13 protein-coding genes are annotated in these 24,354 nt (G+C 66.5%); 7 read left to right on the forward strand and 6 right to left on the reverse strand.

What is annotated here, in order from left to right:
* Nucleotides 1–326 precede the first annotated feature (326 nt).
* The 5 genes from BO221_RS05565 to BO221_RS05585 all read left to right on the forward strand — a co-directional run bounded on the left by BO221_RS05565 (nt 327) and on the right by BO221_RS05585 (nt 7,658).
* Entirely contained in the window at nt 327–2,393 is a 2,067-nt protein-coding gene (locus BO221_RS05565) for a PrkA family serine protein kinase (protein WP_073559206.1), read from the forward strand.
* A 21-nt stretch (nt 2,394–2,414) separates the two neighbouring features.
* A complete protein-coding gene (locus BO221_RS05570; protein ID WP_073559207.1) occupies nt 2,415–3,524 on the forward strand; it encodes a DUF444 family protein in 1,110 nt (369 codons plus the stop codon).
* Nucleotides 3,525–3,545: 21 nt separating this feature from the next.
* Nucleotides 3,546–5,039, forward strand: coding sequence for a SpoVR family protein (locus BO221_RS05575; protein WP_043392120.1), 1,494 nt, complete (start codon nt 3,546–3,548; stop codon nt 5,037–5,039).
* 213 nt (nt 5,040–5,252) lie between these two features.
* On the forward strand, nt 5,253–6,425 hold the full coding sequence (locus BO221_RS05580) for a peptidoglycan DD-metalloendopeptidase family protein (RefSeq protein ID WP_073559208.1): 1,173 nt from the start codon (nt 5,253–5,255) through the stop codon (nt 6,423–6,425).
* A gap of 156 nt (nt 6,426–6,581) precedes the next feature.
* Entirely contained in the window at nt 6,582–7,658 is a 1,077-nt protein-coding gene (locus tag BO221_RS05585) for a class I SAM-dependent methyltransferase (RefSeq protein ID WP_073559209.1), read from the forward strand.
* Here the strand turns inward: BO221_RS05585 and BO221_RS05590 are convergent.
* Complete coding sequence (locus BO221_RS05590; RefSeq protein WP_073559210.1) at nt 7,655–8,242, reverse strand: TIGR02265 family protein; 588 nt, start codon at nt 8,240–8,242, stop codon at nt 7,655–7,657. The two genes, BO221_RS05585 and BO221_RS05590, sit on opposite strands and share 4 nt — an antisense overlap.
* Before the next feature lie 342 nt (nt 8,243–8,584).
* On the opposite strand from BO221_RS05590, the gene BO221_RS05595 reads away from it, so the two are divergent.
* On the forward strand, nt 8,585–11,095 hold the full coding sequence (locus BO221_RS05595; RefSeq protein WP_073559211.1) for a glycogen/starch/alpha-glucan phosphorylase: 2,511 nt from the start codon (nt 8,585–8,587) through the stop codon (nt 11,093–11,095).
* 87 nt (nt 11,096–11,182) lie between these two features.
* On the opposite strand, the gene BO221_RS05600 is transcribed toward BO221_RS05595, so the two are convergent.
* The 5 genes from BO221_RS05600 to dnaE all read right to left on the reverse strand — a co-directional run bounded on the left by BO221_RS05600 (nt 11,183) and on the right by dnaE (nt 23,472).
* The gene (locus BO221_RS05600; RefSeq protein ID WP_073559212.1) at nt 11,183–12,148 is read right to left on the reverse strand and encodes a hypothetical protein; all 966 of its coding nucleotides are present in this window, start codon (nt 12,146–12,148) and stop codon (nt 11,183–11,185) included.
* Between the two features lie 341 nt (nt 12,149–12,489).
* On the reverse strand, nt 12,490–18,054 hold the full coding sequence (locus BO221_RS57235) for an Ig-like domain-containing protein (protein ID WP_073559213.1): 5,565 nt from the start codon (nt 18,052–18,054) through the stop codon (nt 12,490–12,492).
* Between the two features lie 142 nt (nt 18,055–18,196).
* Nucleotides 18,197–18,997 (reverse strand): SDR family oxidoreductase, encoded by an 801-nt coding sequence (locus BO221_RS05610; protein ID WP_073559214.1) that lies wholly within the window; start codon nt 18,995–18,997, stop codon nt 18,197–18,199.
* Between the two features lie 5 nt (nt 18,998–19,002).
* Nucleotides 19,003–19,830 (reverse strand): crotonase/enoyl-CoA hydratase family protein, encoded by an 828-nt coding sequence (locus tag BO221_RS05615; RefSeq protein ID WP_073559215.1) that lies wholly within the window; start codon nt 19,828–19,830, stop codon nt 19,003–19,005.
* A gap of 66 nt (nt 19,831–19,896) precedes the next feature.
* Nucleotides 19,897–23,472 carry a DNA polymerase III subunit alpha gene (gene dnaE, locus BO221_RS05620; protein ID WP_073559216.1) on the reverse strand — a complete coding sequence of 1,192 codons (3,576 nt, stop codon included), beginning with the start codon at nt 23,470–23,472 and terminating at the stop codon, nt 19,897–19,899.
* A gap of 351 nt (nt 23,473–23,823) precedes the next feature.
* Between dnaE and BO221_RS05625 the strand changes: the two genes are divergently transcribed.
* Entirely contained in the window at nt 23,824–24,285 is a 462-nt protein-coding gene (locus BO221_RS05625) for a Spy/CpxP family protein refolding chaperone (protein WP_073559217.1), read from the forward strand.
* The last annotated feature ends 69 nt before the right edge of the window (nt 24,286–24,354 follow it).

Here is a 24,354-nt window from a genome sequence, read left to right on the forward strand (position 1 = left end):
TTTCCACCCTTCCTCTCGTACTGTCGTTCGCCGTGGACGGAGAAATCGTCTCCCCACCTCCCCGAAAAACCATCCCCCCTTATAATGGAGTGTGCCTTTTCACCCCGTGGAGGCGGGGCCCGCTGCATCGGCGGCGAGCCCTTCCGACACGAGCTGGCCACGCGGTCCCACCCCGCGGCGGGGTCCCGAAAGGGCAGGTCGGACGTTCGTGTCGTCTGGGACCCGTCGTGGGTGGGAATTGGAATGGCCCATTACCCCCCCAGGTTCACTTTTTGGCCCTCCAAAGGCGCGAAATCCCGCGCTTTCGGGTGGCCCAAGGGAGCGTCATGAAGGACGTAGAGAGCAAGGGTTCGTGGATCGCGAAGATCGCCGCGTTGCAAGACGCGAAGACCTACGCGGAGCTCCACTGGGAGGGCTCCTTCGAGGACTACCTCGAAATCGTCCGCAAGAACCCCAAGGTCACCCGCACCGCCTTCCAGAGGATCTACGACATGATCCTCTCCCACGGGAAGACGGAGTACATCGACAACAAGAAGAAGCTCATCCGCTACCACTTCTTCAGTGACGAGAAGTTCGGCGGCCGTGACGCCATCTTCGGTCTGGACGTCCCGCTGATGAAGCTGGTCAACGTCTTCAAGTCTGCGGCCCAGGGCTACGGCACCGAGAAGCGCGTCATCCTGCTGCACGGCCCCGTCGGCTCGTCCAAGTCCACCATCGCCCGCCTCCTCAAGAAGGGCCTGGAGGAGTACTCCAAGACGCCCGAGGGTGCTTCCTACACCTTCTCCTGGCTCACCGATAAGAAGGGCACGGACGGCGTCACCGTCCGCGAGAAGATGAAGTGCCCGATGAACGAGGAGCCGCTCAACCTCATCCCCCGGGAGTGGCGCTCCAAGGTCCTCACCGAGCTGTGCCCTCCGGAGTCCGGCTACACCATCCCGGATGGCAGCGAGCTGTGCCCCGCCTGCCGCTTCGTCTTCAAGGACCTGATGACGCAGTACAAGGGCGACTTCGCCAAGGTCATGGAGCACGTGCGCGTCAACCGCCTCGTCTTCAGCGAGAAGGACCGCGTCGGCATCGGCACCTTCCAGCCCAAGGACGAGAAGAACCAGGACTCCACCGAGCTCACCGGTGACATCAACTACCGGAAGATCGCCGAGTACGGCTCGGACTCCGACCCGCGCGCCTTCAACTTCGACGGCGAGTTCAACATCGCCAACCGCGGCCTCATCGAGTTCGTCGAGGTGCTCAAGCTCGACGTGGCCTTCCTCTACGATCTCCTCGGGGCTTCGCAGGAGCACAAGATCAAGCCCAAGAAGTTCCCCCAGACGGACATCGACGAGGTCATCATCGGGCACACCAACGAGCCCGAGTACAAGAAGCTCGAGAACAACGAGTTCATGGAAGCCTTGCGTGACCGTACGGTGAAGATTGACATCCCGTACATCACCAAGCTGGCCGAGGAGGTGAAGATCTACGAGAAGGACTTCAACTCCCGCGCCATCAAGGGCAAGCACATCGCGCCGCACACGCTGGAGATGGCGGCGATGTGGGCCGTCCTCACGCGCCTGGAGGAGCCCAAGAAGCACAACCTCTCGCTGTTGCAGAAGCTCAAGCTCTACAACGGCAAGACGCTCCCCAACTTCACCGAGGACAACATCAAGGAGCTGCGCAAGGAGGCCATGCGCGAGGGCCTCGAGGGCATCAGCGCCCGCTACATCCAGGACAAGATTTCCAACGCCCTGGTGAGCGACAAGGGTGAGGGCTGCATCAACCCCTTCATGGTGCTCAACGAGCTGGAGGCCGGTCTCAAGGGCCACTCGCTCATCAACAGCGAGGACGCGCGCAAGCGCTTCAAGGAGATGCTCACCTCCGTGAAGCAGGAGTACGAGGACATCGTCAAGAACGAGGTCCAGCGCGCCATCAGCGCCGATGAGGACGCCATCAGCAAGCTGTGCGGCAACTACATCGACAACATCAAGGCCTACACCCAGAAGGAGAAGGTCCGCAACAAGTACACCGGCCTCTACGAGGAGCCGGATGAGCGCCTGATGCGCAGCATCGAGGAGAAGATCGACATCCCGGACAGCCGCAAGGATGACTTCCGCCGGGAGATCATGAACTACATCGGCGCGCTCGCCGTGGAGGGAAAGACCTTCAACTACCGGACCAACGAGCGGCTCCACAAGTCGCTGGAGCTCAAGCTGTTCGAGGATCAGAAGGACAGCATCAAGCTCAAGAACCTCGTCTCCAGCGTGGTGGACAAGGAGACCCAGGAGAAGATCGACCTGGTCAAGGACCGGCTGATGAAGAACTACGGGTACTGCGAGATCTGCTCCACCGACGTGCTGAACTTCGTGGCGAGCATCTTCGCCCGCGGTGACGCCAAGGAGTAGCCACCCAAGAAGGGGGTTGTCGTGTCACTGCGGATCCACCAGGACCACTCGCGCTTCAAACAGATCGTCCGCGGGAAGATCAAATCCAACCTGCGCAAGTACGTGCAGAAGGGGGAGATGATCGGCAAGAAGGGGAAGGACACCATCGCCATCCCCATTCCCTTCATCGACATCCCCCACTTCAAGTACGGCCACAAGGAGCAGGGTGGCGTCGGACAGGGAGAGGGTGAGGTGGGTCAGCAGCTGTCCCCGGGCGCGGTCCAGCCCGGGGATGGGCACCAGGCCGGCCAGGGAGAGGGTGACCACTCCCTGGAGGTCGACGTCACGCTCGACGAGCTGGCGCAGATTCTGGGCGAGGAGCTGCAGCTCCCCAACATCGAGCGCCGGCACAACGAGAAGATCGTCACCCAGAAGATCAAATACACCGGGGTCAACACCACGGGCCCCGAGTCGCTGCGCCACTTCAAGCGCACCTACAAGCAGGCCCTGAGGCGGCAGATCGCCATGGGCACGTATGACCCGGCGCGGCCCATCATCATCCCCACGCGCGAGGATCGGCGCTACCGCAGCTACAAGCTGCAGGAGCTGCCGGAGACGAACGCGGTCATCATCTACATGATGGACGTGTCCGGCTCGATGGGTGACGAGCAGAAGGAGATCGTCCGCATCGAGAGCTTCTGGCTCGATACGTGGCTGCGCCACCAGTACAAGGGTCTGGAGGCGCGCTACATCATCCACGACGCCGTAGCGCGCGAGGTGGACCGGGACACCTTCTTCCACACCCGCGAGTCCGGCGGCACGATGATCTCCAGCGCCTACAAGCTGTGCCGGGACATCATCAAGGCGGACTATCCGAAGAGCGCGTGGAACATCTACCCGTTCCACTTCTCGGACGGCGACAACTGGAGCGCGGACGACACGCGTCAGTGCATCGAGATGCTTCGCGAGGACATCCTCCCTGGCGTCAACCAGTTCGCCTACGGTCAGGTGGAGAGCCCCTATGGCAGCGGCCAGTTCATCAAGGACTTGCGCGAGGCCATCGGAGACTCCACCAACGTGGCCCTGAGCGAGATCGCGGACAAGGACGCCATCTACACTTCCATCAAGGATTTCCTCGGCAAGGGCCGCTGACGGCGGTCCCTGGAGCTCGCGATGCCCAAGAGCCTCACCCCCGGACTCAGTAAGCTGAAAGAGGAAATCGAGGGCTACGCCCGCCAGTTCGGCCTCGACTTCTTCGAGACCATCTTCGAGGTGCTCACCTACGACGAGCTCAACATGGTGGCCTCCTACGGAGGCTTCCCCACGCGCTATCCCCACTGGCGCTGGGGCATGGAGTACGAGCAGCTGTCGAAGGGGTACGAGTACGGGCTCAGCAAAATCTACGAGCTCGTCATCAACAACGACCCCTGCTACGCGTACCTGCTGGAGAGCAACTCGGACGTGGATCAGAAGCTCGTGATGGCGCACGTGTATGGCCACTGCGACTTCTTCAAGAACAACTTCAGCTTCCGCCACACCAACCGCCGGATGATCGACGACATGGCGAACCACGCCACGCGCGTGCGCCGGTGGGTGGACAAGATTGGCGTGGAGAAGGTGGAGGACTTCATCGATCGGACGCTGTCGCTGGAGAACCTGATCGACCAGCACGCGCCGCACATCCGCCGCAACCCGGACCCCAAGCGGGCCGAGGACGAGATGAAGTCCAACGAGCGGGTGGAGGGTTTCAAGGTGGACCGCGAGTACATGCGCGGCTTCATCAACCCCGCCGAGTTCCTCGACAGCCAGCGCAAGAAGGTGGAGGACGAGAAGCTCAAGGCCAAGAAGTTCCCCGAGCGTCCGCAGCGCGACGTGCTGATGTTCCTGCTGGAGCACGCGCCGCTGGAGCCGTGGGAGTCGGACGTGCTGTCCATCATCCGGGACGAGGCCTACTACTTCGCGCCGCAGGGCCAGACGAAGATCATGAACGAGGGGTGGGCCAGCTACTGGCACTCGACGATCATGACCCGGCGCGCGCTGAAGGATGACGAGGTCATCGACTACGCGGACCGGCACTCGGGCACGATGGGGACGAGGCCCGGGGCGCTCAACCCGTACAAGCTGGGCATCGAGCTGTGGCGGGATATCGAGGAGCGCTGGAACAAGGGCCGCTTCGGCAAGGAGTGGGACGAGTGCGATGACCTCCGGGCGCGCCGCTCCTGGGACAAGAAGCTGGGAGTGGGCCGGGAGAAGATCTTCGAGGTGCGCAAGCACTACAACGACATCACCTTCATCGACACGTTCCTGACGCCGGAGTTCGCGATCGAGCAGAAGCTGTTCGTGTACGGCTTCAACGAGAAGAGGAACTCGTGGGAGATCCTGGACCGTGAGTTCCGGAAGGTGAAGAACAAGCTGTTGCAGGGGCTGACGAACTTCGGGCAGCCGATCATCGAGGTGGTGGACGGCAACTACGAGAACCGGGGCGAGCTGCTGCTGGCGCACAAGCACGACGGGCAGGACTTGAAGGGGGACTACGCGCGGGAGACGCTGCGCAACCTCCAGTCGTTGTGGCGGCGGCCCACGTGCATCATCACGCGCTACGACAACAAGGGCGTGCTGTTGCGGTTCGACGGGCAGAACCACACCGAGAAGAAGATCGACCTGTAGAACCGTCGTTGAAGCCCTCGCCAACCACCCGCGGGCAAAACCCCTCTCCCCCCGGGAGAGGGACGGGGTGAGGGTGCCCGGGCCGCGAGTTCCCCCCGTGCCGGAAAACCACCGTCACCATGAACCCACGGGGCAGCCAGGTAACCGAGCCCCGGGGAATAGCGGCCAGAAGTTAGGCACAGGCCTGTAGCTCCACTACACTGCGCGGGCCCCATGAGACTCGCCACTGCCGTCGTGTGCCTGGGCCTGCTGCTGGCCGCGCCCTTCGCCGAAGCGTCGACCGTCCGTTACACCGTGAAGAACCGCCGCATCGAGCCCAACCAGCCGATGGCGGTGGCGCTGCAGGATGCGGGACTGCCGCCGGAGCAGGTGGGGGCGGTGATCTCCGCGCTCGAGGGCGTGTTCGACTTCCGCAAGTCGCGGGTGGGGGATCAGTTCCGCCTGGTCATCCGCGAGGGCGAGCTGGACTTCTTCGACTACCGGCAGAGCACGGTGGACGAGTGGCAGGTGCGCCGGGACGGGGAGAAATACGTCGGCAGCAAGCGCTCCATCGAGGTGGAGAAGCAGGTGGGGCTGGTCTCGCTGGAGATCAACAACTCGCTCTACGAGGCGGCGCTGGCGGCGGGCGAGGATCCGCTGATCGGCATGGTGCTGGCGGACGTGTTCGCCTGGGACATCGACTTCTACCGGGACGTGCGCCGGGGTGACCGGGCGCGGGCGTTAGTGGAGAAGTTCGTCTCCAAGGGGCGGATTCTGCGTTACGGCGAGGTGCTGGCGGCCACGTACGAGGGCGAGTCGGTGGGCACCAAGCGGGTGTTCCGCTACGAGCTGCCGGACGGCAAGGCCAGCTTCTTCCAGGAGGACGGGGCGAGCGCGCGCAAGGCCTTCCTCAAGAGCCCGCTGAAGTACGCGCACGTCACCAGCCGGTTCGGCAGCCGGGTGCACCCGGTGCTCAAGTATGTGAAGGCGCACAACGGCGTGGACTACGCGGCGTCCATTGGCACGCCGGTGTGGGCCGTGGCCGACGGCACCGTCACCGTGGCGCACAACACCGGCGCGGGCGGCAACACCGTGTGCCTGCGCCACACCAACGGCTTCGAGACGTGCTACCTGCACCTGTCCAAGTACGGCGCCGGTGTGCGCGCGGGCGCCCGCGTCAGCCAGAAGCAGGTCATCGCCTACTCGGGCAACACCGGCCGCAGCACCGGCCCCCACCTGCACTACGCCCTCAAGCGCAACGGCGGCTTCGTCAACCCGCTCAACCAGAATTTCCCGCGCACGGAGCCGCTGCCCAAGAACCTGCTCCCGGACTTCCGCGCCAAGGTGGCTCCGCTGGCCCAGCAGCTCGACGCCGTGTCCGTCGCCTCGGCGAGCAGCCAGCCGTAGATTTTTCCAGCCTGACCTGAAATGTAGGGTTGCACCCTACTTCCCCGTCTCACCGAAAAACCGGGGAAACGTGCAGGCCCTGTATTTGTGGGCCGACCTGTCTGATAGGATGGGGTGTTACCCGCGCGTCCCCCCTCCGCCGCCCCCCCCGACAGAATGTCCGCCATCGCCGATTTCATTGATATCGCCGAGGAGCTCCGCAAGGGGCTCACCGAACTGAGCAACGAGTTCCAACACGGTCTCCCCGAGCGCCTCGCGCGGTTTCCGCGAGACCCCCAGCAGCGCGCCGTCATGCAGCATGAGCAGCAGGAGGTGCTCCGCCGGCGCATCCCGGAGGTGACCAGCTGGCTGGACGCGAGGTACCGGAAGCTCACCGAGCTGGACGCGCAGCTGACGGAGGAGGAGCGCGAGCGGGCCATGGAGCACCATCGCTCCGCCGTGCAGCCCTTCTTCCTGCAGTGCCCGCTCATCCGGCGCTGCGTGGACAAGCCCCTGGGTTACCCCGGTGACTACGTGACGGTGGAGATGCTCTTCGGCACCGAGGATCAGGGCGTCTCCACCATGTCCAGGCTGCTGTCGCACTACGCGCTCAACGTGGGGCCTGCCCAGGCGCACCGTGCGCGTCCGCCCTGGCTGCTCGGCCACCTGCGCAAGCGTGAGCAGGAGGTGGGCCGCCCCCTCAAGGTGCTCTCCTTCGCCTGTGGGCCCGAGCACTCCCTGCGTGAGCACACCGCCATGGGCGGTACCGGGGACTACACGCTCTGCGACTTCGATCCCGCCCCGCTCGACTACTGCCGCCGGCAGTTCGAGAAGCTGGGACGCATGCCCCGCGGCGGCATCCCCGCCCCCCACGTGCGCTTCACCCAGGTGTCCACCTACCAGCTCATCCGCTACCGGGACTCGCTGGACAAGCTGCGCCACCCGGATGGGCCCATGGACGTGGTGATCGCCGCCGGCATCCTCGACTACCTCAAGGACAACGTCATCGCCCGCTTCCTGGAGATGATGTCCTCCTTGCTGGCCCCGGGCGGGGTGCTGCTGCTGACCAACCTCAACCAGCACAACCCGTGGCGCGCCCTCATGGAGTACGTGTGCGACTGGTACGTGCTGCACCGCACCCGTGAGCAGTTCCAGGCACTGTGCGAGGGCCCGGCCGAGCGCCGCATGCGCACCATGGAGCTCACCACGGACGCGACGGACACCAACATCTTCTGGGCCGGACAGAAGCGCTAGACCCACTCCAGCAGATACTGGCCGTAGTCCAGGGCCACGGCCTTTCCCGTGGCCTTGCCGTTGCCCCTCAGCACGTGGAGCGCCTCGGTGAGGGCGCCCTCGTGGAAGTAGATGGGCTGCATGTCGCCGCGGTAGTGCAGGAGCAGGCGGCTCTCCCCGAGGTCCTCGAACGAGCGCTTCCCGTAGCTCACCAGCGTGGAATAGATGGTGTCCACCGAGGAGAAGACGCGCTTGGGCTCGCCCACCCCCACCAGCTTCATGAGCGTGTTGCCCACGTAGGACTTGAAGAAGCCCGTCACCGTGGAGGCCCCGCACGCACGGATGGCGTCCTCGATGCTGGGGTACTGTGGCTCCAGCACGTCCGCCGCCGTGTACAGCATCCGCAGGAAGTCCGCCGCCGGGTACGAAAAGAAGTCCACCGGCATCTTGTTGATGCGCAGCTGCTGCAGCATGCGATCCGTCCCGGCGCTGCCCACGCGCTGCTCCACCAGGCCGTACACCGCCTTGAAGATGAAGCCGCGCACAGTGTCCTCGGGCTTGCAGATGGCTATCCGCTGAGCGAGGTCGTTCTTGTCACTGGGCATGAAAGAACCTTCCGGGTCCCAGGCCGGGGGCAGAACCTGGATGCTCCGCTTCCTACCAGAGTCTTCGCCTGATCGGCGAGTGATCAGCGAGGCCGCCCCACTCTCGCCGCGCCCTCCGTCCGCACGGCCCGGGAACCGGTGCTCCACTGGGTGGCTTCACGGCTCAGAGCCCCGCAACTCGCGATCAGGCTGCGTGCCCGGAGCGCCTGCCCGCTCTGGGAGCACGCATTTTTTCTTTCGGTGCGAGATGGAGCGGTGACAGATACCCTGGCAAGCCCCGCGCACCGCCCACCGGCGGGCGCATGACGACACCTGATTCACCGAACGAAGAGTTCCACGCATATGTCCACCCTCGCACCCGTCGATCCGCAGCCCACCTCCGCGTCCGACACGCAGGACTCGGGGCGTGAGCCCAGCCGCACCGGGCTGGACCCGCGCAACGTGCGCCGGGGCGTGCTCGAGCACGTCCGTTTCTCGCGCGGCAAGAACCCGGAGACGGCCACCGCCCACGACCGCTTCATGGCCCTGGCCCTCGCCGTGCGCGATCGGCTCGCGGACCGCTGGGTCCGCACCGCCCGCACCTACTACGAGCAGGACGTGAAGCGCGCCTATTACCTCAGCGCCGAGTACCTGCTGGGGCGCGCGCTGGGCAACAACCTCATCAACATCGGCATGTACGAGGCCGCCGAGCAGGCCATGCGCGAGATGGGCGTGGATCTGTCCACCCTCGTCGAGATGGAGCCGGACGCGGGCCTCGGCAACGGCGGCCTGGGCCGTCTGGCGGCCTGCTTCCTGGACTCGCTGGCCACGCTGGGCTACCCCGGCATGGGCTACGGCATCCGCTACGAGTTCGGCATCTTCACCCAGGACATCGTCAACGGCTACCAGGTGGAGCGCGCCGACGAGTGGCTGAAGTTCGGCAACCCCTGGGAGATCGTCCGGCCGGAGAAGGCGGTTCCGGTGCGCTTCTTCGGGCGCGTGGAGCACCACCAGGGCGCGGACGGCCGGCCCGTGGCGCGCTGGGTGGGCGGCAAGACGGTCATCGGCGTGCCCTTCGACACGCCCATCGCCGGCTACGGCAACAACACCGTCAACACCCTGCGGCTGTGGCAGGCACGCGCCAGCGAGGAGTTCGATCTGCTCCTCTTCAATGCCGGTGACTACGAGCGCTCGGTGGTGGAGAAGAACGACTCGGAGGTCATCTCCAAGGTCCTCTACCCCAACGACGCCTTCCAGGCCGGCAAGGAGCTGCGCCTCAAGCAGCAGTACTTCTTCGTCGCCTGCTCCATCGCGGACATCGTCCGGCGCTACCTGAAGAGCCACACGGACTTCCGGGACTTCCCCAACAAGGCGGCCATCCAGCTCAACGACACGCACCCGGCCATCGCCGTGGCCGAGCTGATGCGCGTCTTCGTGGACGAGAAGCACCTGCCGTGGGACGAGGCCTTCGCCATCACCCAGGCCACCTTCGGCTACACCAACCACACGCTCCTGGCCGAGGCCATGGAGAAGTGGCCCGCCACGCTCTTCGAGCGGCTGCTGCCCCGCCACCTGGAAATCATCTACGAAATCAACCACCGCTTCCTGCGGCAGGTGCAGATCCGCTACCCGTTCGACAACGACCGGATGCGGCGGATGAGCCTGGTGGAGGAGGGCCCGGACAAGAAGATCCGCATGGCGCACCTGGCGGTGGTGGGCAGCCACAGCGTCAACGGCGTGGCCGAGCTGCACAGCAACCTGCTCAAGCGCGACGTGCTCCCGGACTTCGCGGAGATGTTCCCCGAGCGCTTCAACAACAAGACCAACGGCGTGACGCCCCGCCGCTGGCTCTCGTGGAGCAACCCGCGCCTGGCGAAGCTCATTACGAGCCGCATCGGCGGGGAGTGGGCCACGGATCTGGATCAGCTCCAGAAGCTGGCGCCGCTGGCCGAGGACGCGGAGTTCCGCAAGGCCTTCGCCGAGGTGAAGCGGCAGAACAAGCAGGACCTGGCCCGCTACCTGCGCGACACGTGCCAGGTGGACCTGAACCCCAACGCCATCTTCGACGTGCAGATCAAGCGCCTGCACGAGTACAAGCGCCAGCTGCTCAACGCGCTGCACATCGTGTCGCTGTGGATGAAGGCGCGGAGGGATCCGAGCACCATCATCGCCCCGCGGGTGTTCCTGTTCGGGGCCAAGGCGGCGCCGGGCTACCACGAGGCCAAGCTCATCATCCGCCTCATCAACGGCATCGCCGAGGTGGTCAACAGCGACGCGGGCACCACGGGCCTGCAGGTGCTGTTCGTGCCCAACTACCGGGTGAGCCTCGCCGAGCGCATCATCCCGGCCACGGACGTGTCCGAGCAGATCTCCACCGCGGGCATGGAGGCCTCCGGCACGGGCAACATGAAGTTCATGATGAACGGCGCGCTCACGCTGGGCACGCTGGACGGCGCCAACGTGGAGATCCGCCAGGCGGTGGGGGACGAGAACTTCTTCCTCTTCGGCCTCACGGTGGACGAGGTGCTCGCCCGCAAGCGCGCCGGCTACAAGCCGCGCGAGGAGTACGAGCGCAACGTGGAGCTGCGCGAGGCGTTGGATCTCATCGCCTCGGGCTTCTTCTCGCCGGAGGACAAGAACCTCTACAAGCCGCTGGTGGACGGCCTGCTCAACGAGGACCGCTATCTGCTGCTGGCGGACTTCGCCGCGTACGCGGCCCGGCAGCAGGACGTGGCGCGGGTCTACAAGGACCAGGAGAAGTGGACGCGTATGGCCATCCACAACGTGGCCCAGGCCGGCATCTTCTCCTCGGACCGCACCATCAAGCAGTACGCCGAGGAGATCTGGCGGGTGAAGCAGACGCCCATCTCCTGAGCGTCCCCGGCCCCGGCACCTTCGACGGCCACCCGGCGCGGGGCCTCCTGGTCACCCAGGAGGCCTTCGCCACGTGCGCCGCGGAGCTCACTCGACGGCGAAGGAGAGCGCCGCCTGCCGCAGCTCGTCCTGAAGCCCCGTGAAGCTCTCGGTGGGGCCAAACGCGATGAACTGGTAGGCCGCGCCCGGCGTGGAGAACACGCGGATCTCGTATTCGACCGCCATCATGTTCGCGCTGCCGCTCCCCCGGATGACGCATGAGGGAATGCCCTCGTGGGTGTTGCAGATGGGAGACTGCGTCTCGAGGACGGTCATCCCCTGGCGGAGGTTCTTGATGACGGCCTGCCCGAACGCGGACAGGTTCAGCTGGCTGCCGGCGGGCACCTCCTCACCGATGATGAGCAGGTTGGCCCCCGTCCCGGGATGGATGAGCCAGCGGTCCACCAGCGGGTTGTCCTCGGCCGCGGACTCCTCGCCGCGCATGCGCCAGGAGTCACCCGGTACGTCCATGCGGTAGGAGAAGTTCCGTCCCGTGATGACGCCGCCCTCCACCTTCTGGGCGCCGGAGAACATGCCACCGAACAGGTCCCGGCCGGTGCGCAGGGCATGGATGCCGGCCACCTCGAGCAGCAAGCAGAGGCCCACCCCCAGCAGCGCCAGCCCACGGCGCAGCCCTGACGGCGTCCCCGCCAGCAGCATGAGGAGCGAAACGGAAAAGGAGAATTGCAGCACCGCGGACACCATGTCGCCCCGGAACAGGTGCAACCCGGTGAAGAGCAGGAGCCCCAGCGCGGCGCGCACGGTGGCGAAGGAGCGATAGCGCTCGCTCCCGGTCAGCAGGGAGATGCCCAGGCCGGCATCGATGACGACGGAGACGATGCCAGAGCCCACGCCTCCTGGCGCGTCCGCCCCGAGTCCGGGCACCAGCAGCCGCTCCGCCAGGACGAGCACGGCATTGATCAGGAGGACGGCGCCAGGAAGACGCAGCGCCGGGTTCACCTCCCCGGAGCCGGAGTCCTGGGCCACCTCGCCCGCGTTCCACGGAAGCGCCACGGCAGCCTCGGCGGCCGGTGCCGGTGGAGAGAAGGCGTCCTGTGGAGCCAGGCCAATGATGCCGCCACATCGCGGACAGGTTCCCTCGGAACGGCCGCGATGCTTGAGCTGGCAGGATGGACAGGTGACCCAGGCGCTTTCCAAGACATACCCCCCTCACGCCTCCGGGTACGAAGGCGCTCGCCATCTAACATGGGCAAACATGGGAACACCATTCACCCCGGGTGCACCCCTGGAGGCCAGGAGTTCAACGGAAGCACCTCCCATCTGGTGCTGAAAACGAGAGGCCGCCCCGGAAACCCGGAGCGGCCTCTTTTCACATCCGATGAACGAGCGGAGCGTTACGGGAGCTCAGCAGGGCTCGCGGAGTTCTGCGGCTGACGCACCGCGCGAATCACGAAGTCGTTCGCGTTGTTGCCCGAGTCCGTCCCGTTGCCACGGTCGGCGTCGACACCGCCCACCGCCATGGTCGCGGCAGTGGAGGTGCTGTACGCCTTGCGCTCGTAGCTACCACCAGCGGGCACCGTTCCCGTGATTGGAGTGCCCTCGGGGGAGTCCGCAGTGGAGCCATAACCCACCGTGTCCACCGTCAGCGGATCCGACTTGGCCGTGGTGATGCCAGGCTTGCCGAGACGGAGGTGACCCACGGCTCCACCCAGGGCCAGCGTGTTACCGGAGCTCACATCGCCGCTCACGGTGCCGACGTAGGTGCTAGGCGTCACCAGCAGGTAGCCGCGGGCGGCGATCTTCGTGCCCGAGGGGATGACAAAGGACGCGTTGTAGTTAGGGCTGGTGGCCGCCTTGTATTGGAGCTTCCAGTCGGACAGGTCCACTTCGGCGTCGGTCGGGTTGTAGAGCTCGTAGAACTCGTCATTGTGGACGGTCCCCGCCACGGCGAACTCGCTGATGACCACGTGATCGGTCAGGACCGGAGACGCCGGCTTGATGACCGTCACGCTCCCGTAGGTACCGGCCGGCGGCGTGACCGCGCCACTCTGGTCGCAATACACGTAGGAGCCGTAGCTGCCCGTGGCCGTGTTCCAGAGCCGGTAGCGGAAGCCGTAGTTGTACGTGCCCTCGGTGGGGATGCTCAGCGTACCCAGCACCTCGTCGTTGTTGCTGGACGAGCTGGAGTAGCCCCCGTTGGGCAGCGCCGCCGTCCACGTCCAACCCGCCGGGTCGGCGGAATCCGTGCCGTAGCCCAGCTCGGCGGCCACGTGCGGGTAGTAGTCGTTCCCCGTCGTGTTCCGGTCGGTGATGCTCGCGCCGTAGAACTGGCTGTAGATGGGCCACGAGGTGCCGGTGTTCACGGTGGCCGGGTAGTCGGTGCCCTCCGGGAACGTCTTCGGGAACTGGATGTTGCACCAATCCAGCGTCGGGACTTCCGGCATGCCGCAGGTGGAGTTGCGGGCGTTGGGCGTGCCCAGGTCACCGCCCGCCACGAGCGGCGCCTCCGAGTCGCACCAGTACCAGTGATACGCCGAGGACTTGGTCCCCACCACGACCGCCGAGAGGTTCATGGACCTGCCCAGCGTCTGCGGGAAGTCCGGCGTGTACTGGAAGTCCTCCACCGTGGTGGTGCCCTGGTTGAGCACGAGCCGGCCCGAGCCCTCCAGGTTCAGGTCCGTGCCGTACTGGTAGTCGGCGGAGACCCCACCGTTGGTGGCGCGGTCCTTGTTCTGCGCCAGCACGAAGGTGCCATTGCGGTCGATGATCAGCGGCGTGCCACCGGAGCTCACGGTGATGGAAGACGTGATGCTCGCGCTGTTCCGGTAGAGCACCGAGAGCCCATTGAGCTTGAGCAGGTTGCCGGTGTTGTTCGTCAGCTCGATGTACTCGGTGATGCTGGCCGACGAGGGCGAGTGCATCACCTCGGAGATGCTCAGCTGGTTGGCACCGGGAGCGGCCGCCGTGTCGCACACGTCCTTGAAGCAGACGGCATTGGCACCCGGGCAGGTGGTGGTCGTCTGCGACTCCTTGCAGGTGGCGGTGTTGTCCACGTCGACGCACGTCTCCGAGGTCTCGATTCGCGAGACACCATCCGGAGCACAGGTGGCGCTCGGCGGCGCGCAGGTGAAGCCCTCGCACGGGTCCGCGTTCGTCGTCGTGCTCAGGGTGGAGACGGCCGGGTTGCCCGCGTCGTCGATGACCTTCAGCCGGAAGTAGTAGGTCGTGCTGGGGGTCAGCCCGGCGACGAGCACCGACTCCTCGGACCCCGGAGGCAGCGGGCTGTCCAGGGACACCGACGAGATGGCGCCAGCGGGCGCGGTCTCGATGGGAACGGTCGCGTAGATCAGCTCATGCTCGGAGGCGGTGCCCTCCGTGCCGTCATCACCCACGGCCGTCCACTTCAGCTCCACCTGGATGCTCGTCTTGCCCGTCATGCTGAGCGTCACGGCCGCCGGCGCGACGTCATCCACGATGGTGAACGTGTTGCTCGTGGCACCGTCCAGCGTCCCCCCCACGGCCTCGAGCTGGAAGCCCGTACCCTGCTGGTCCACGGTGAGGCCGGAGAAGGCCGCGATGCCGTTCACGGGCTTCACGGTCAGCGCGCCGCCACCGAGCACGGCCGCGGGGTTGCCGCCGCTCAGGCCCAGCGTGATGTCCGGCGCGTCCACGTCGAGCACGTTGTCGAACGCATCCGTGACGGCCACGGTCACCGCCGCCAACGCCGTGCGCACCTTGCCATTCGCGGGCTGGTCGCGGAACACGAGCTTCCGGGCGGGGCCGGCATTGACCATGAGAGAGGAAGCCGTATCCGCCAGGAAGGCCCTGGCGAGGTCCTTCACGGACAGCGACTGCTCGCCCGCGGTCTTCAGCGTCACGGAGAAGACCTTGTGGCCGGCATCCGCGCTGGTGAGCTCGCCGCTGGCGGGAGACACCAGCTGAGGGTCGCTCGAGGTGAAGCCGAGGGTACCCGTGTAGCCGGTGGCCACGTTGCCGTAGGCGTCCTTCAGGGTCACGTCGACGGTGAAGGCCACCCCCGCCTCCAGCGGCGTGGAGGGCGCCACCATCACGAGCGAGGAAGCCGGGGCGTGGGAGACCGACACGGTGTGCGAAGCGGTCAGGCCCGCCGTGTCCGTCACGGTGATCTTCGTGGAGACGGCCTTCTCCAGCGTGAAGTCGAAGCGGCGGCTGCCCTCGTCCGTGCCGGCGAACGTGTAGGTCGAGGGACCGGTGGCGTCGTCCGCATCCACGGAGAAGGTCACCTCGCGGGTGTAGTCCTTCACCGCGTTGTCATGGGCATCCAGGACGGTCACCGTCAGGGACAGCGGGCTGCCCGCCTCCACGGAGGCAGGAGCCTCCAGCACGAAGCGCGCCGCCGAGAGCCACTTCACCGAGGTGTCGGCCTTGGCCTGGAGCGCCGTGACGGCCTTGTCCTGCACCGTGACGGACTGCGCGCCCGCGGTCAGCAGCTTCACCGGGAACGTCTTGATGCCATTGTCCGTGGTGGTGAAGGTGTACTCCGACGCCAGGGTGGCCCTGCTGTCGGTGGAGCTCAACACCACCGTGCCGGTGTAGCCGGTGACCCGGTTGCCGAAGCCGTCCCGCACCTCGACCGTGAGGTCGGACGTCACCCCCGCGTCCACCGTAGCCGGCAGCCCCGTCAGCAGCAGCGTGCTGGGCTCCCCATGGCCCACCTCCGTGTGCAACGTGGCTTCCAGCAGGCCCGGGGCGGACACCGTGAGGCTCTGATCGCCCGGGGTGCGCAGCTTCACGTGCTCGAAGGCGTGCTGGCCCTTGTCGGCGGCGACGAAGGCATAGGGCGCCGGCTTGTCGGCGGCGGCGTCGCTGGAGGAGAAGGACACCGTGCCGGCGTAGTCCTCGGCGGCGTTGCCGTAGGCGTCGCGCACCGTCACCGTCACGGTGTTGTCGGCGCCAGCGATCGTCGTCGAGCCCAGCCCCGCCAGCTCCAGGCGCGTGGCATCGGCGTTGTCGATGTCGAAGGGAGTGCTGTTGTCGGAAGTGAGATCGGGCGAGGAGGCCGTCAGCCTGTAGCCCTTGCCCGCCTTGTCGATGCGCACACCCGGGAAGGTGGCCACGCCATTGTCCGACGTCGCGGTGAAGGGGCCGAAGCCCGTGGTGCCCACCACCGTCAGCGTCACCGCCACGGCGGCGTTGTCCACGCGCACCCCGGCGGCGTCACGAACCTCCACCTTGATGGGGGCCAGCTCCCCGCCGGCCTTCCCGCTCCTCGGCTGCTCGATGAAGGCGAGCTGGGTGGCGGTCAGGTTCTTCGTGGAGGCCATGAGCGTGTTCGAGCGCACCGCGTTGCCACTGTTGTCCGTCACCTTCAGGGCCACGTAGTAGGTCGTGTTGGAGACGAGGCCGGAGATGGTCGCGGACAGCGTGGTGTCGGACGACGAGGGAGGCGCCACCGCCACGGGGGTGGCCCCATTGAAATCCGCCTCCGTGACGATGTTGGACGAGGAGTAGCGCAGCTCGTAGCTGGCCGGCGTGCCGAGCATCCCGTCATCGCCCACCGCCGCCCAGGAGACGGTGATGGACGTGGGCGCATTGGCCGTCTGGGCCAGCTCCGGCTTCGAGGGCGGCACATTGTCGATGATGTCGAAGGCGTTGCTGGGCACGGAGCCCAGGCCCGAGGCCGAGGCCGTCAGCACGTAACCCGTGTCCTCCTCGGCGATGGAGAGGCCCGAGAAGGAGGCCAGGCCATCCACCGGCATCGCGCTGCCGAGGTCCGTCACCCGCCCATCCTTGTTCGCGGTGAGCGTCACATTGGGAGCGCTGACCTGCACCAGGTTGCCGAACGCGTCCGTCAGCGCCACCTGCACGCTGAAGAGCGCGCGCACCGGGCGGTTGGGCAGCGTCTCGGTGAAGGCGAGCGTCGACACGGCCGCCGGCACCACGGACAGCTCCACCGAGGAGGTGAAGGCCGCCGTCGCCGTATCCGTCACCGTCAGCCGCCGGGTGCCCGCGCGCCTCGCGATGATGCCCGTGAAGGTGTGGCGCCCCGCGTCCGCCGAGGTGAACGTGTACTCCGGCGGCAGCGTGTCCGTGCCCTCTTCCGAGGTGAAGCGCACCGTGCCGGTGTAGCTGGCCGCGTCGTTGCCAAAGGCATCCTTGACGGAGACCTCGACGCTCTGCGGGACACCCGCCGTCACGGGCCCCGAGTGGCTCACCACCAGCGAAGCGGGCGAGGCGGACGCCACGTCGAAGGTGCCGCTCGTCGCGCCCGTGAGGCTCCCGGAGCTCGCCACCAGCGTGTAGTCCTGAGCGGCCTTCTCGATCACCAGGTCCGTGAAGCGCGCCACGCCATTCACCGCCGCCACCGTCAGCGACCCCTCCAGGGTGGCCGCCGCCGGACCCGCGCCAATGGCCACCGTCACCGGGCCCGTGGCGTCGCTCACCGTCTCGCCGGCAGCGTTCTGGATGACCACTTCGAAGGTGCCCAGCGCCTCACCCGCCGTCCCGGAGGAAGGCGCCGCGGTGAAGGCCAGCTTGGAAGCGGGCAGGCTGACGAACTCGACGGTGGGCCGCGACGACAGCGTCACCGCGCCGCCCTCGGCCTCCACCGACACCGTCACCGTCTTCACGCCCGCCGCCGTGGACACCAGCTTCGCGCTCGTCTGGCCCTGCGCGTCGGTGGAGCCGGGCTGCGTCACCGTGTTGCCCTCACCGGAGACCGCCACCTGCACCGTCCGGCCCGGCAACGGCGTGCCGTCCTCCTTGCGCACCGTCACCTGGATGTCGACGGCGTCCTCACCGTTGGCCCGGACCCCCACCGGCCTGCTCACCGTGACCGTCGAGCTATCCGCGTCCGGCATCTCCCGCGGGGGTGGATTGGTGACGGGATCTCCACAGCCCCCACCGCAACCCACGGATAGACCGAACAGCAACACACTCCACGCGACCAACCGCGCGAAGGTGGGGGGGCCATGCATCATGGACAACTCCAGATAAAGGGGGTGAACAACGCCCGCCAATCACGCAGCGGGCACGTTCTGTATCCTACCAGACACCCTCTACCTGTAAAAACTCAGCGACAAAGGAAGCAGCGGACTGCCTCCTCTGCCAGACCGGGCTTTCTCACATTCCCATGGCCTGGAGCATGAGGCCGGAGCCGAGCAGCGACTGGCCTCCATCACAAACCATGATGGAGCCGGTGATGTATGACGCCGCATCGGACGCCAGGAAAAGCGCGAGTTGCGAGATGTCTTGCTTTGTCCCGAAACGCTGCAATGGCAGAGCACGGGTGAGCTTCTCGCGAGTCTCGTCACCGGGAGCGAGCCGGCGCATACCCTCGGTGTCGTCGATGGGACCCGGGGTGATGGAGTTGACGCGCACGCCCGCCCCACCCCACTCGATGGCGAGGGTGCGGGTGATCATGTCCACGCCGGCCTTGGCGGCGCAGACGTGGGCCTGCATGGCCATGGGCAGGTAGGCCTGGGGCGCGGAGATGTTGAGCACGCAGGCGCCCGGCTTGCGCAGGTGCTCGAAGGCGGCGCGGCAGGCGTTGAAGGTGCCCAGCACGTCGATCTCCAGCACCGACTTGAAGGCATTGGAGGACATTCCCACCGCGGGCGCGGGGAAGTTGCCGGCCGCGCCGCACACGAGGATGTCCAGCTCCCCGTACGCATCGCGCGCCGACTGGAAGGACTTCTCCACGGACTCGTAGTTGCGCACGTCCGCGGCCAGGCCCATGGCGGTGCCGTGCTGCTGGAGCCCCTTCACGGCGGCCTCCAGCTTCTCCACGTTGCGGCCGTTGATGACGACCTTGGCCCCGGCCTTCACGAACGCCTCGGCGATGCCGAGGTTGATGCCGCTGCTGCCACCGGTGATGAACGCCACCTTGCCCTGGAGCAGCCCCGGCTTGAACACGTCCGACATGTGATTCATCTCCCTTGGAAACGCGGAGTCCTGCGCTCGGCGAACGCGGCGAAGGCCTCGGCGAGGTCATGCGACTGAAGGAAGGCGGAGTTCCACACCGCCACGTAGCGCAGGCCGTCCGCCACGGACTTGTCCGCGCAATACTCCATCACCTGCTTGGCGCCCTGGACCACGAGCGGCGGGTTGTCGGCGATCTTCCGCGCGGTGACGCGTGCCGCGGCCAGCAGTTCCTCGGGGGTGGCGAAGACCTGGTTCACCAGCCCCATCTGGAGGGCCCGGTCCGCGTCCACGTCCCCGCCGGTATAGGCGAGCTCACGGGCATTGCCCTCACCAATGATGCGCGGCAGCCGCTGCAGGGCGCCGAGGTCCGCGGTGATGCCCACGCGCACCTCGCGCAGGGAGAACTTCGCCTCGCGCGAGCAGTAGCGGAAGTCGCACGCGGCGATGAGATCCATGCCACCACCGATGCACCAGCCATGCACCGCGGCGAGCACCGGCTTGCGGCTGCGCGAGAGCCCCTCGGTGGCGGCCTGCATCTTCTCGATGAGCTGGAGCAGCTTCGTGCGCTCGAGCGCGAGGTTGCCCTCGCCGAGGATGAGCGGCCCGAGCGACTCCGTCATCGCCATCAGGTCCAGGCCGTAGGTGAAGTTCGCGCCGTCGCCGCGCAGGAGGATGACGCGAACCGAATCATCCGCGTCGAGGGCCCGGAGCGCCTCGGGCATCTCGCGCCAGAAGTCGGGCCCGAGCGCGTTGCCCTTGCCCGGACCGATGAGCACCAGCTCGGCGATGCCGTCCGCCTGCTCGATGCGAAGAGACTGGTATGCCGCCGTCATTCAGGCCCTCCCTCGCGAGGAAGGGCCCACTTGAGCAGAACGGGCGGGCAGCGTCCACGCCCGCGCTCAGCCGAACTCGACCACCTTCATGCCGAAGAGCCGCTCCACGGACTGGATGAGCTCGTCACTCACCTGCACCTTGAGCGAGGTGCCACCAATGAGCGCCTCGGCCTCGTTGGTGAAGAGCAGGCTCACGGCCACCGGCGTGGCGCCCTCGTACTGTTTGACGATCTTCGCCAGCTTCTCCATCCGCTCTTCCGTGGCGAGGTCCACCGGCAGCCGGAACTCCAGCCGCTTGGTGCGCTTCTCGCGCACGGCCTTGAGGCTCTGGATGTCGTCGACGATGAGCTCCGCCACCGGCGTGTCCTCGTCGCGCTGGTTGATCTGCACCGTGCCCGTCACGAGGATGGGGTCATCGCTCTTGAGCAGCGGCTCCCAGTGCTCGAAGCCGGGCTTGGGCCCCTGCTTCGTCCACTTGCCGTCCTTGCCCATGACGTTGCGCGTGCCGTCCTTGCCGGGGAAGCACACCAGCTCGATGGAGCCGGACAGGTCCTCCAGCGTCACCCACGCCATGCGCTTGCCCGTCTTGGTGGGCCGCTCGCGCAGCGCCGCCACGATGCCGGCGATGGTGAGCTTCTCGTCCTTGCGCGCACGCGCCACCGCGGTGATGGGCCGGGCGTAGCGCTTGAGCTCCTTGTCGTACTGGTGCAGCGGGTGGCCCGACACGTAGAAGCCGATGGCTTCCTTCTCCAGAGACAGGCGCTCCTTCTCCGGCCACTCCTCCGCCTGGACGTAGTCGTCCTTCATCGCGGCGCCGCCGCCCGAGGAGCCACCGCCCAGCATGCCGAAGAGCGAGCTCTGCCCCGCCGCCTTGTCCTTCTGGCTGCTGGAGCCGCGGCTCATCGCGCGCTCGATGCTCTCGAAGAGCTGCCGCCTCGGGCGGTTCTCGAAGTCGAAGGCTCCGGCCTTCACCAGCGCTTCGAGCACCTTGCGGTTCACCTTGCGCGAGTCCACGCGCTCGCAGAAGTCGAACAGGCTCTTGAAGGAGCCTTCCTTGCGCGCCTCGACGATGGCCTCGATGGCCCCCTCGCCCACGCCCTTGATGGCGCCCAGGCCGAAGCGGATCTTCCCCTCCACCGCGCCGAAGGCCATGTCCGACTGGTTCACGTCCGGCGGCAGCACCTGCACGCCCGACTGCCGGGCCTCGCCGATGTGCAGCACCACCTTGTCGGTGTTGTCCTTCTCACTGGTGAGAAGGGCCGCCATGAACTCGACGCGGTAGTGCGCCTTGAGCCACGCCGTGTGGATGGTGACCAGGCCGTAGGCGGCCGAGTGGCTCTTGTTGAAGCCGTACTCGGCGAACTTCTCCATGAGGTCGAAGATTTCGCCGGCCACCTTCAGGTCGACGTTGTTCGTCTTGCAGCCCTCGAGGAAGCCGGCCCGCTCGGCCTGCATGACCTCGGCCTTCTTCTTGCCCATCGCGCGGCGCAGCAGGTCCGCGCGGCCCAGGGTGTAGCCTCCCAGCACCTGGGAGATCTGCATCACCTGTTCCTGGTAGACGATAACGCCGTAGGTGTCCTTGAGGACGGGCTCCAGCGCCGGATGCGGGTACGTCACCGGCTCGCGGCCGTGCTTGCGGTTGATGAAGACGTCCACCATGCCCGAGTCGAGCGGACCCGGGCGGTAGAGCGCGCCGGCGGCGACCACGTCTTCGAAGCAGGACGGTTTGAGCTTCATCACCATTTCGGTGAAGCCGCTGGACTCCATCTGGAAGACGCCGGCCGTGTCGCCCTCGGCCATCAGCTTCCAGACCTCGGCGTCACCTTCCAGCGGGATGTCCTCGCGCAGGATGGGCTTGCCGTTGGGCGGGTTGCGGTTGATGAGGTTGAGCGCGTTCTGGATGACGGTGAGCGTCTTGAGGCCGAGGAAGTCGAACTTCACCAGGCCCGCGGCCTCCACCTCGTCCTTGGCGAACTGGGTGATGAGGGTGTCTTCCCCCGGAGGCTGGTAGGTGGGGACGAACTCCCACAGCGGCTTGTCGGCGATGACGACGCCGGCCGCGTGCATGCCGGGCTGGCGGTGCAGACCCTCCAGCGCGAGGGCGATCTCCAGCACGTCCTTGGTGGTGACGTCCTTGCCCTCCACCTGCCCGATGGCGGTGGGCTTCTCCATCATCTCCTTGAGACGCGGCTCCATCTCGATGGCGTCCTTGAGCGTGATGCCGAGCACCTCGGGCACCAGCTTGGCGATGCGGTCACCCTCGCTGAAGGGCAGCGCGAACACGCGGCACACGTCGCGCAGCACGCTCTTGGCCTTGAGCGAGCCGAACGTGATGATCTGCCCCACGTTGTTCTCGCCGTACTTGCGGCCCACGTACTTGATGACCTCGTCGCGCCGGTCCTGGCAGAAGTCGATATCGAAGTCCGGCATCGACACGCGCTCGGGGTTGAGGAAGCGCTCGAAGAGCAGGTTGTACGGGAGCGGATCCAGGTCGGTGATGCGCAGGCAGTAGGCCACCAGCGAACCGGCGCCCGAGCCACGGCCCGGCCCCACCGGAATCCCGTGCTGCTTGGCCCAGTTGATGAAGTCCTGGACGATGAGGAAGTAGCCGCTGAACCCCATCTTCTGGATGACGCCGATCTCCAGCTCCAGGCGCGCCTTGTAGGGCTCGCGGTCCACGGGCTTCTGGCCCGTGCGGTAGCGCGCGATGTCGATCTCCTTGAAGCGCTCCTCGAGGTTGGCGCGCGCCAGCTCCGCCATGTAGCTGTCCGGCGAGTGGCTGTCGGGCACCTTGAAGGTGGGCAGCATGGGCTTGCCCAGCTTCAGCTCCAGGTTGATCTGCTCGACAATCCGCTGGGTGTTGTGGACGGCCTCGGGGGTGTCCTTGAAGTACTCCAGCATCTCCTGCGGACTGGTGACGTAGAGCTTGTCCGTGGAGTGCTTCATGCGCTTGCCATCCGCGAGCGTCTTGCCGCTGGCGATGCACATGAGGAGCTCGTGGGCGCGCGCGTCCTCCTTCTTGATGTAGTGCGCGTCCGCGGTGGCGCACAGCCCGATGCCCAGATCCCTGCCGAGCTGCTTCAGGTTCTCGTTGGCCTTCTCCTGCTCGGGCATCCCGTTGGACTGCACCTCGAGGAAGAAGTGCTCGGGCTCGAAGATGTTCTTGTACTCGAGCGCCGCCTTGCGGGCGTGGTCCATGTCGCCGCGGAAGGCCGCGCCCGTCACTTCACCACCCAGGCACGCGGTGAGCGCGAAGAGACCCTTGCTGTGGTCCTTCAGCAGCTCCTTGTCGATGCGCGGGTGGTAGTAGAAGCCCTCGCGGTAGGCCATGGACGAGAGGTACTTGAGGTTGTCGTACCCGTCCTTGTTCTTGGCCAGGAGGATGAGGTGGTGGCCCACCTTCTCCGTACGGTCCTTGCGGCCCTTGGGCCCGGCCACGTACGTCTCCATCCCGATGATGGGCTTGATGCCGGCGTCCTTGGCCTTCTTGTAGAAGTCGATGGTGGCGAACATGTTGCCGTGATCCGTCACGGCCACGCTCGTCATCCCCTTCTCCTTCACCGTCTTGATGAGGTCCTTCATCCGGATCGCCCCATCGAGGAGCGAGTACAGGGAGTGCAGGTGTAGATGGGTAAAGGACATGGCGGGAAAGTAGTCAGGAAGAGGGCCTACAGCACCACATTTGTTCAGGGCGGAGACGCTCGCCAGTTTCCGGCCGGACGTCGCGTCTGGAGCCGGAAAATCGGCCCCGGAACCTTGTGGCATGCCTCACACGGGCCGTGAAGGAGCCATCAGGTCGGGCATGGCTCGGGTGGCCTGGCACCTGGGGTGCCCCTCGGAGGCCCCCTCGTAGAGCAGCCGAGCGGGCCTTCACACTTCTTTACCCCAGCGAAAAGCGCCCGCAACGGGCCTCTCGCATTCTGTACACCGTCGCCGATTGACGGCGCCCACGAACGGAAAGCGGGCCCCCGAGGCCCCTGGGAGTTACACGCCATGAACACGAAGAACAAGCTGATGATCGCCGGTTCCGCCGTCCTCGCCTTCGTCCTCCTCACGGGCTTCCGCGGGGGACACTTCGGCGGGCATTTCGGCGGCCCGCGGGACCCCGAGCGCGTGAAGCAGATGATCACCTGGAAGCTGGATGACCGGCTCGAGGACCTGAAGGCCTCGGAGCAGCAGAAGCAGGCCATCCACGGGCTGAAGGACTCGCTCTTCGAGGACGGCAAGCGCCTCTTCGAGGAGAACAAGGGCGCCCGGGGGCAGATGGTGGAGCAGTGGGAGTCGGCCAACCCGGACTCGAAGGCCGTGCACGCCCTGGTGGACGCGCGCGTGGACGCCTTCCGCGCCTTCGCCCACAAGGTGGCGGACTCCGCCCTCCAGGCCCACCGCATCCTCACCCCGGAGCAGCGCCAGCAGGTGACGGAGAACGTTCGTGAGCACATGAACGCTCGCTAGCGCTCACCCGGCGCCCGGTATCCATCCATGCACACATCCGGGCACAATCGGGCCCAAGGACACTGCGGA

This window comes from Archangium sp. Cb G35 (assembly GCF_001896145.1).
Lineage (GTDB): Bacteria > Myxococcota > Myxococcia > Myxococcales > Myxococcaceae > Archangium > Archangium violaceum.

Excerpts from the sequence above, each read along its gene's own strand:
- BO221_RS05615 (WP_073559215.1), bottom strand. The coding sequence starts at position 19,830 with ATGACGGCGGCATACCAGTCTCTTCGCATCGAGCAGGCGGACGGCATC.
- BO221_RS05610 (WP_073559214.1), bottom strand. The coding sequence starts at position 18,997 with ATGTCGGACGTGTTCAAGCCGGGGCTGCTCCAGGGCAAGGTGGCGTTC.
- BO221_RS05565 (WP_073559206.1), top strand. The coding sequence starts at position 327 with ATGAAGGACGTAGAGAGCAAGGGTTCGTGGATCGCGAAGATCGCCGCG.
- BO221_RS05595 (WP_073559211.1), top strand. The coding sequence starts at position 8,585 with ATGTCCACCCTCGCACCCGTCGATCCGCAGCCCACCTCCGCGTCCGAC.
- BO221_RS57235 (WP_073559213.1), bottom strand. The coding sequence starts at position 18,054 with ATGATGCATGGCCCCCCCACCTTCGCGCGGTTGGTCGCGTGGAGTGTG.
- dnaE (WP_073559216.1), bottom strand. The coding sequence starts at position 23,472 with ATGTCCTTTACCCATCTACACCTGCACTCCCTGTACTCGCTCCTCGAT.
- BO221_RS05580 (WP_073559208.1), top strand. The coding sequence starts at position 5,253 with ATGAGACTCGCCACTGCCGTCGTGTGCCTGGGCCTGCTGCTGGCCGCG.
- BO221_RS05590 (WP_073559210.1), bottom strand. The coding sequence starts at position 8,242 with ATGCCCAGTGACAAGAACGACCTCGCTCAGCGGATAGCCATCTGCAAG.
- BO221_RS05575 (WP_043392120.1), top strand. The coding sequence starts at position 3,546 with ATGCCCAAGAGCCTCACCCCCGGACTCAGTAAGCTGAAAGAGGAAATC.
- BO221_RS05625 (WP_073559217.1), top strand. The coding sequence starts at position 23,824 with ATGAACACGAAGAACAAGCTGATGATCGCCGGTTCCGCCGTCCTCGCC.
- BO221_RS05585 (WP_073559209.1), top strand. The coding sequence starts at position 6,582 with ATGTCCGCCATCGCCGATTTCATTGATATCGCCGAGGAGCTCCGCAAG.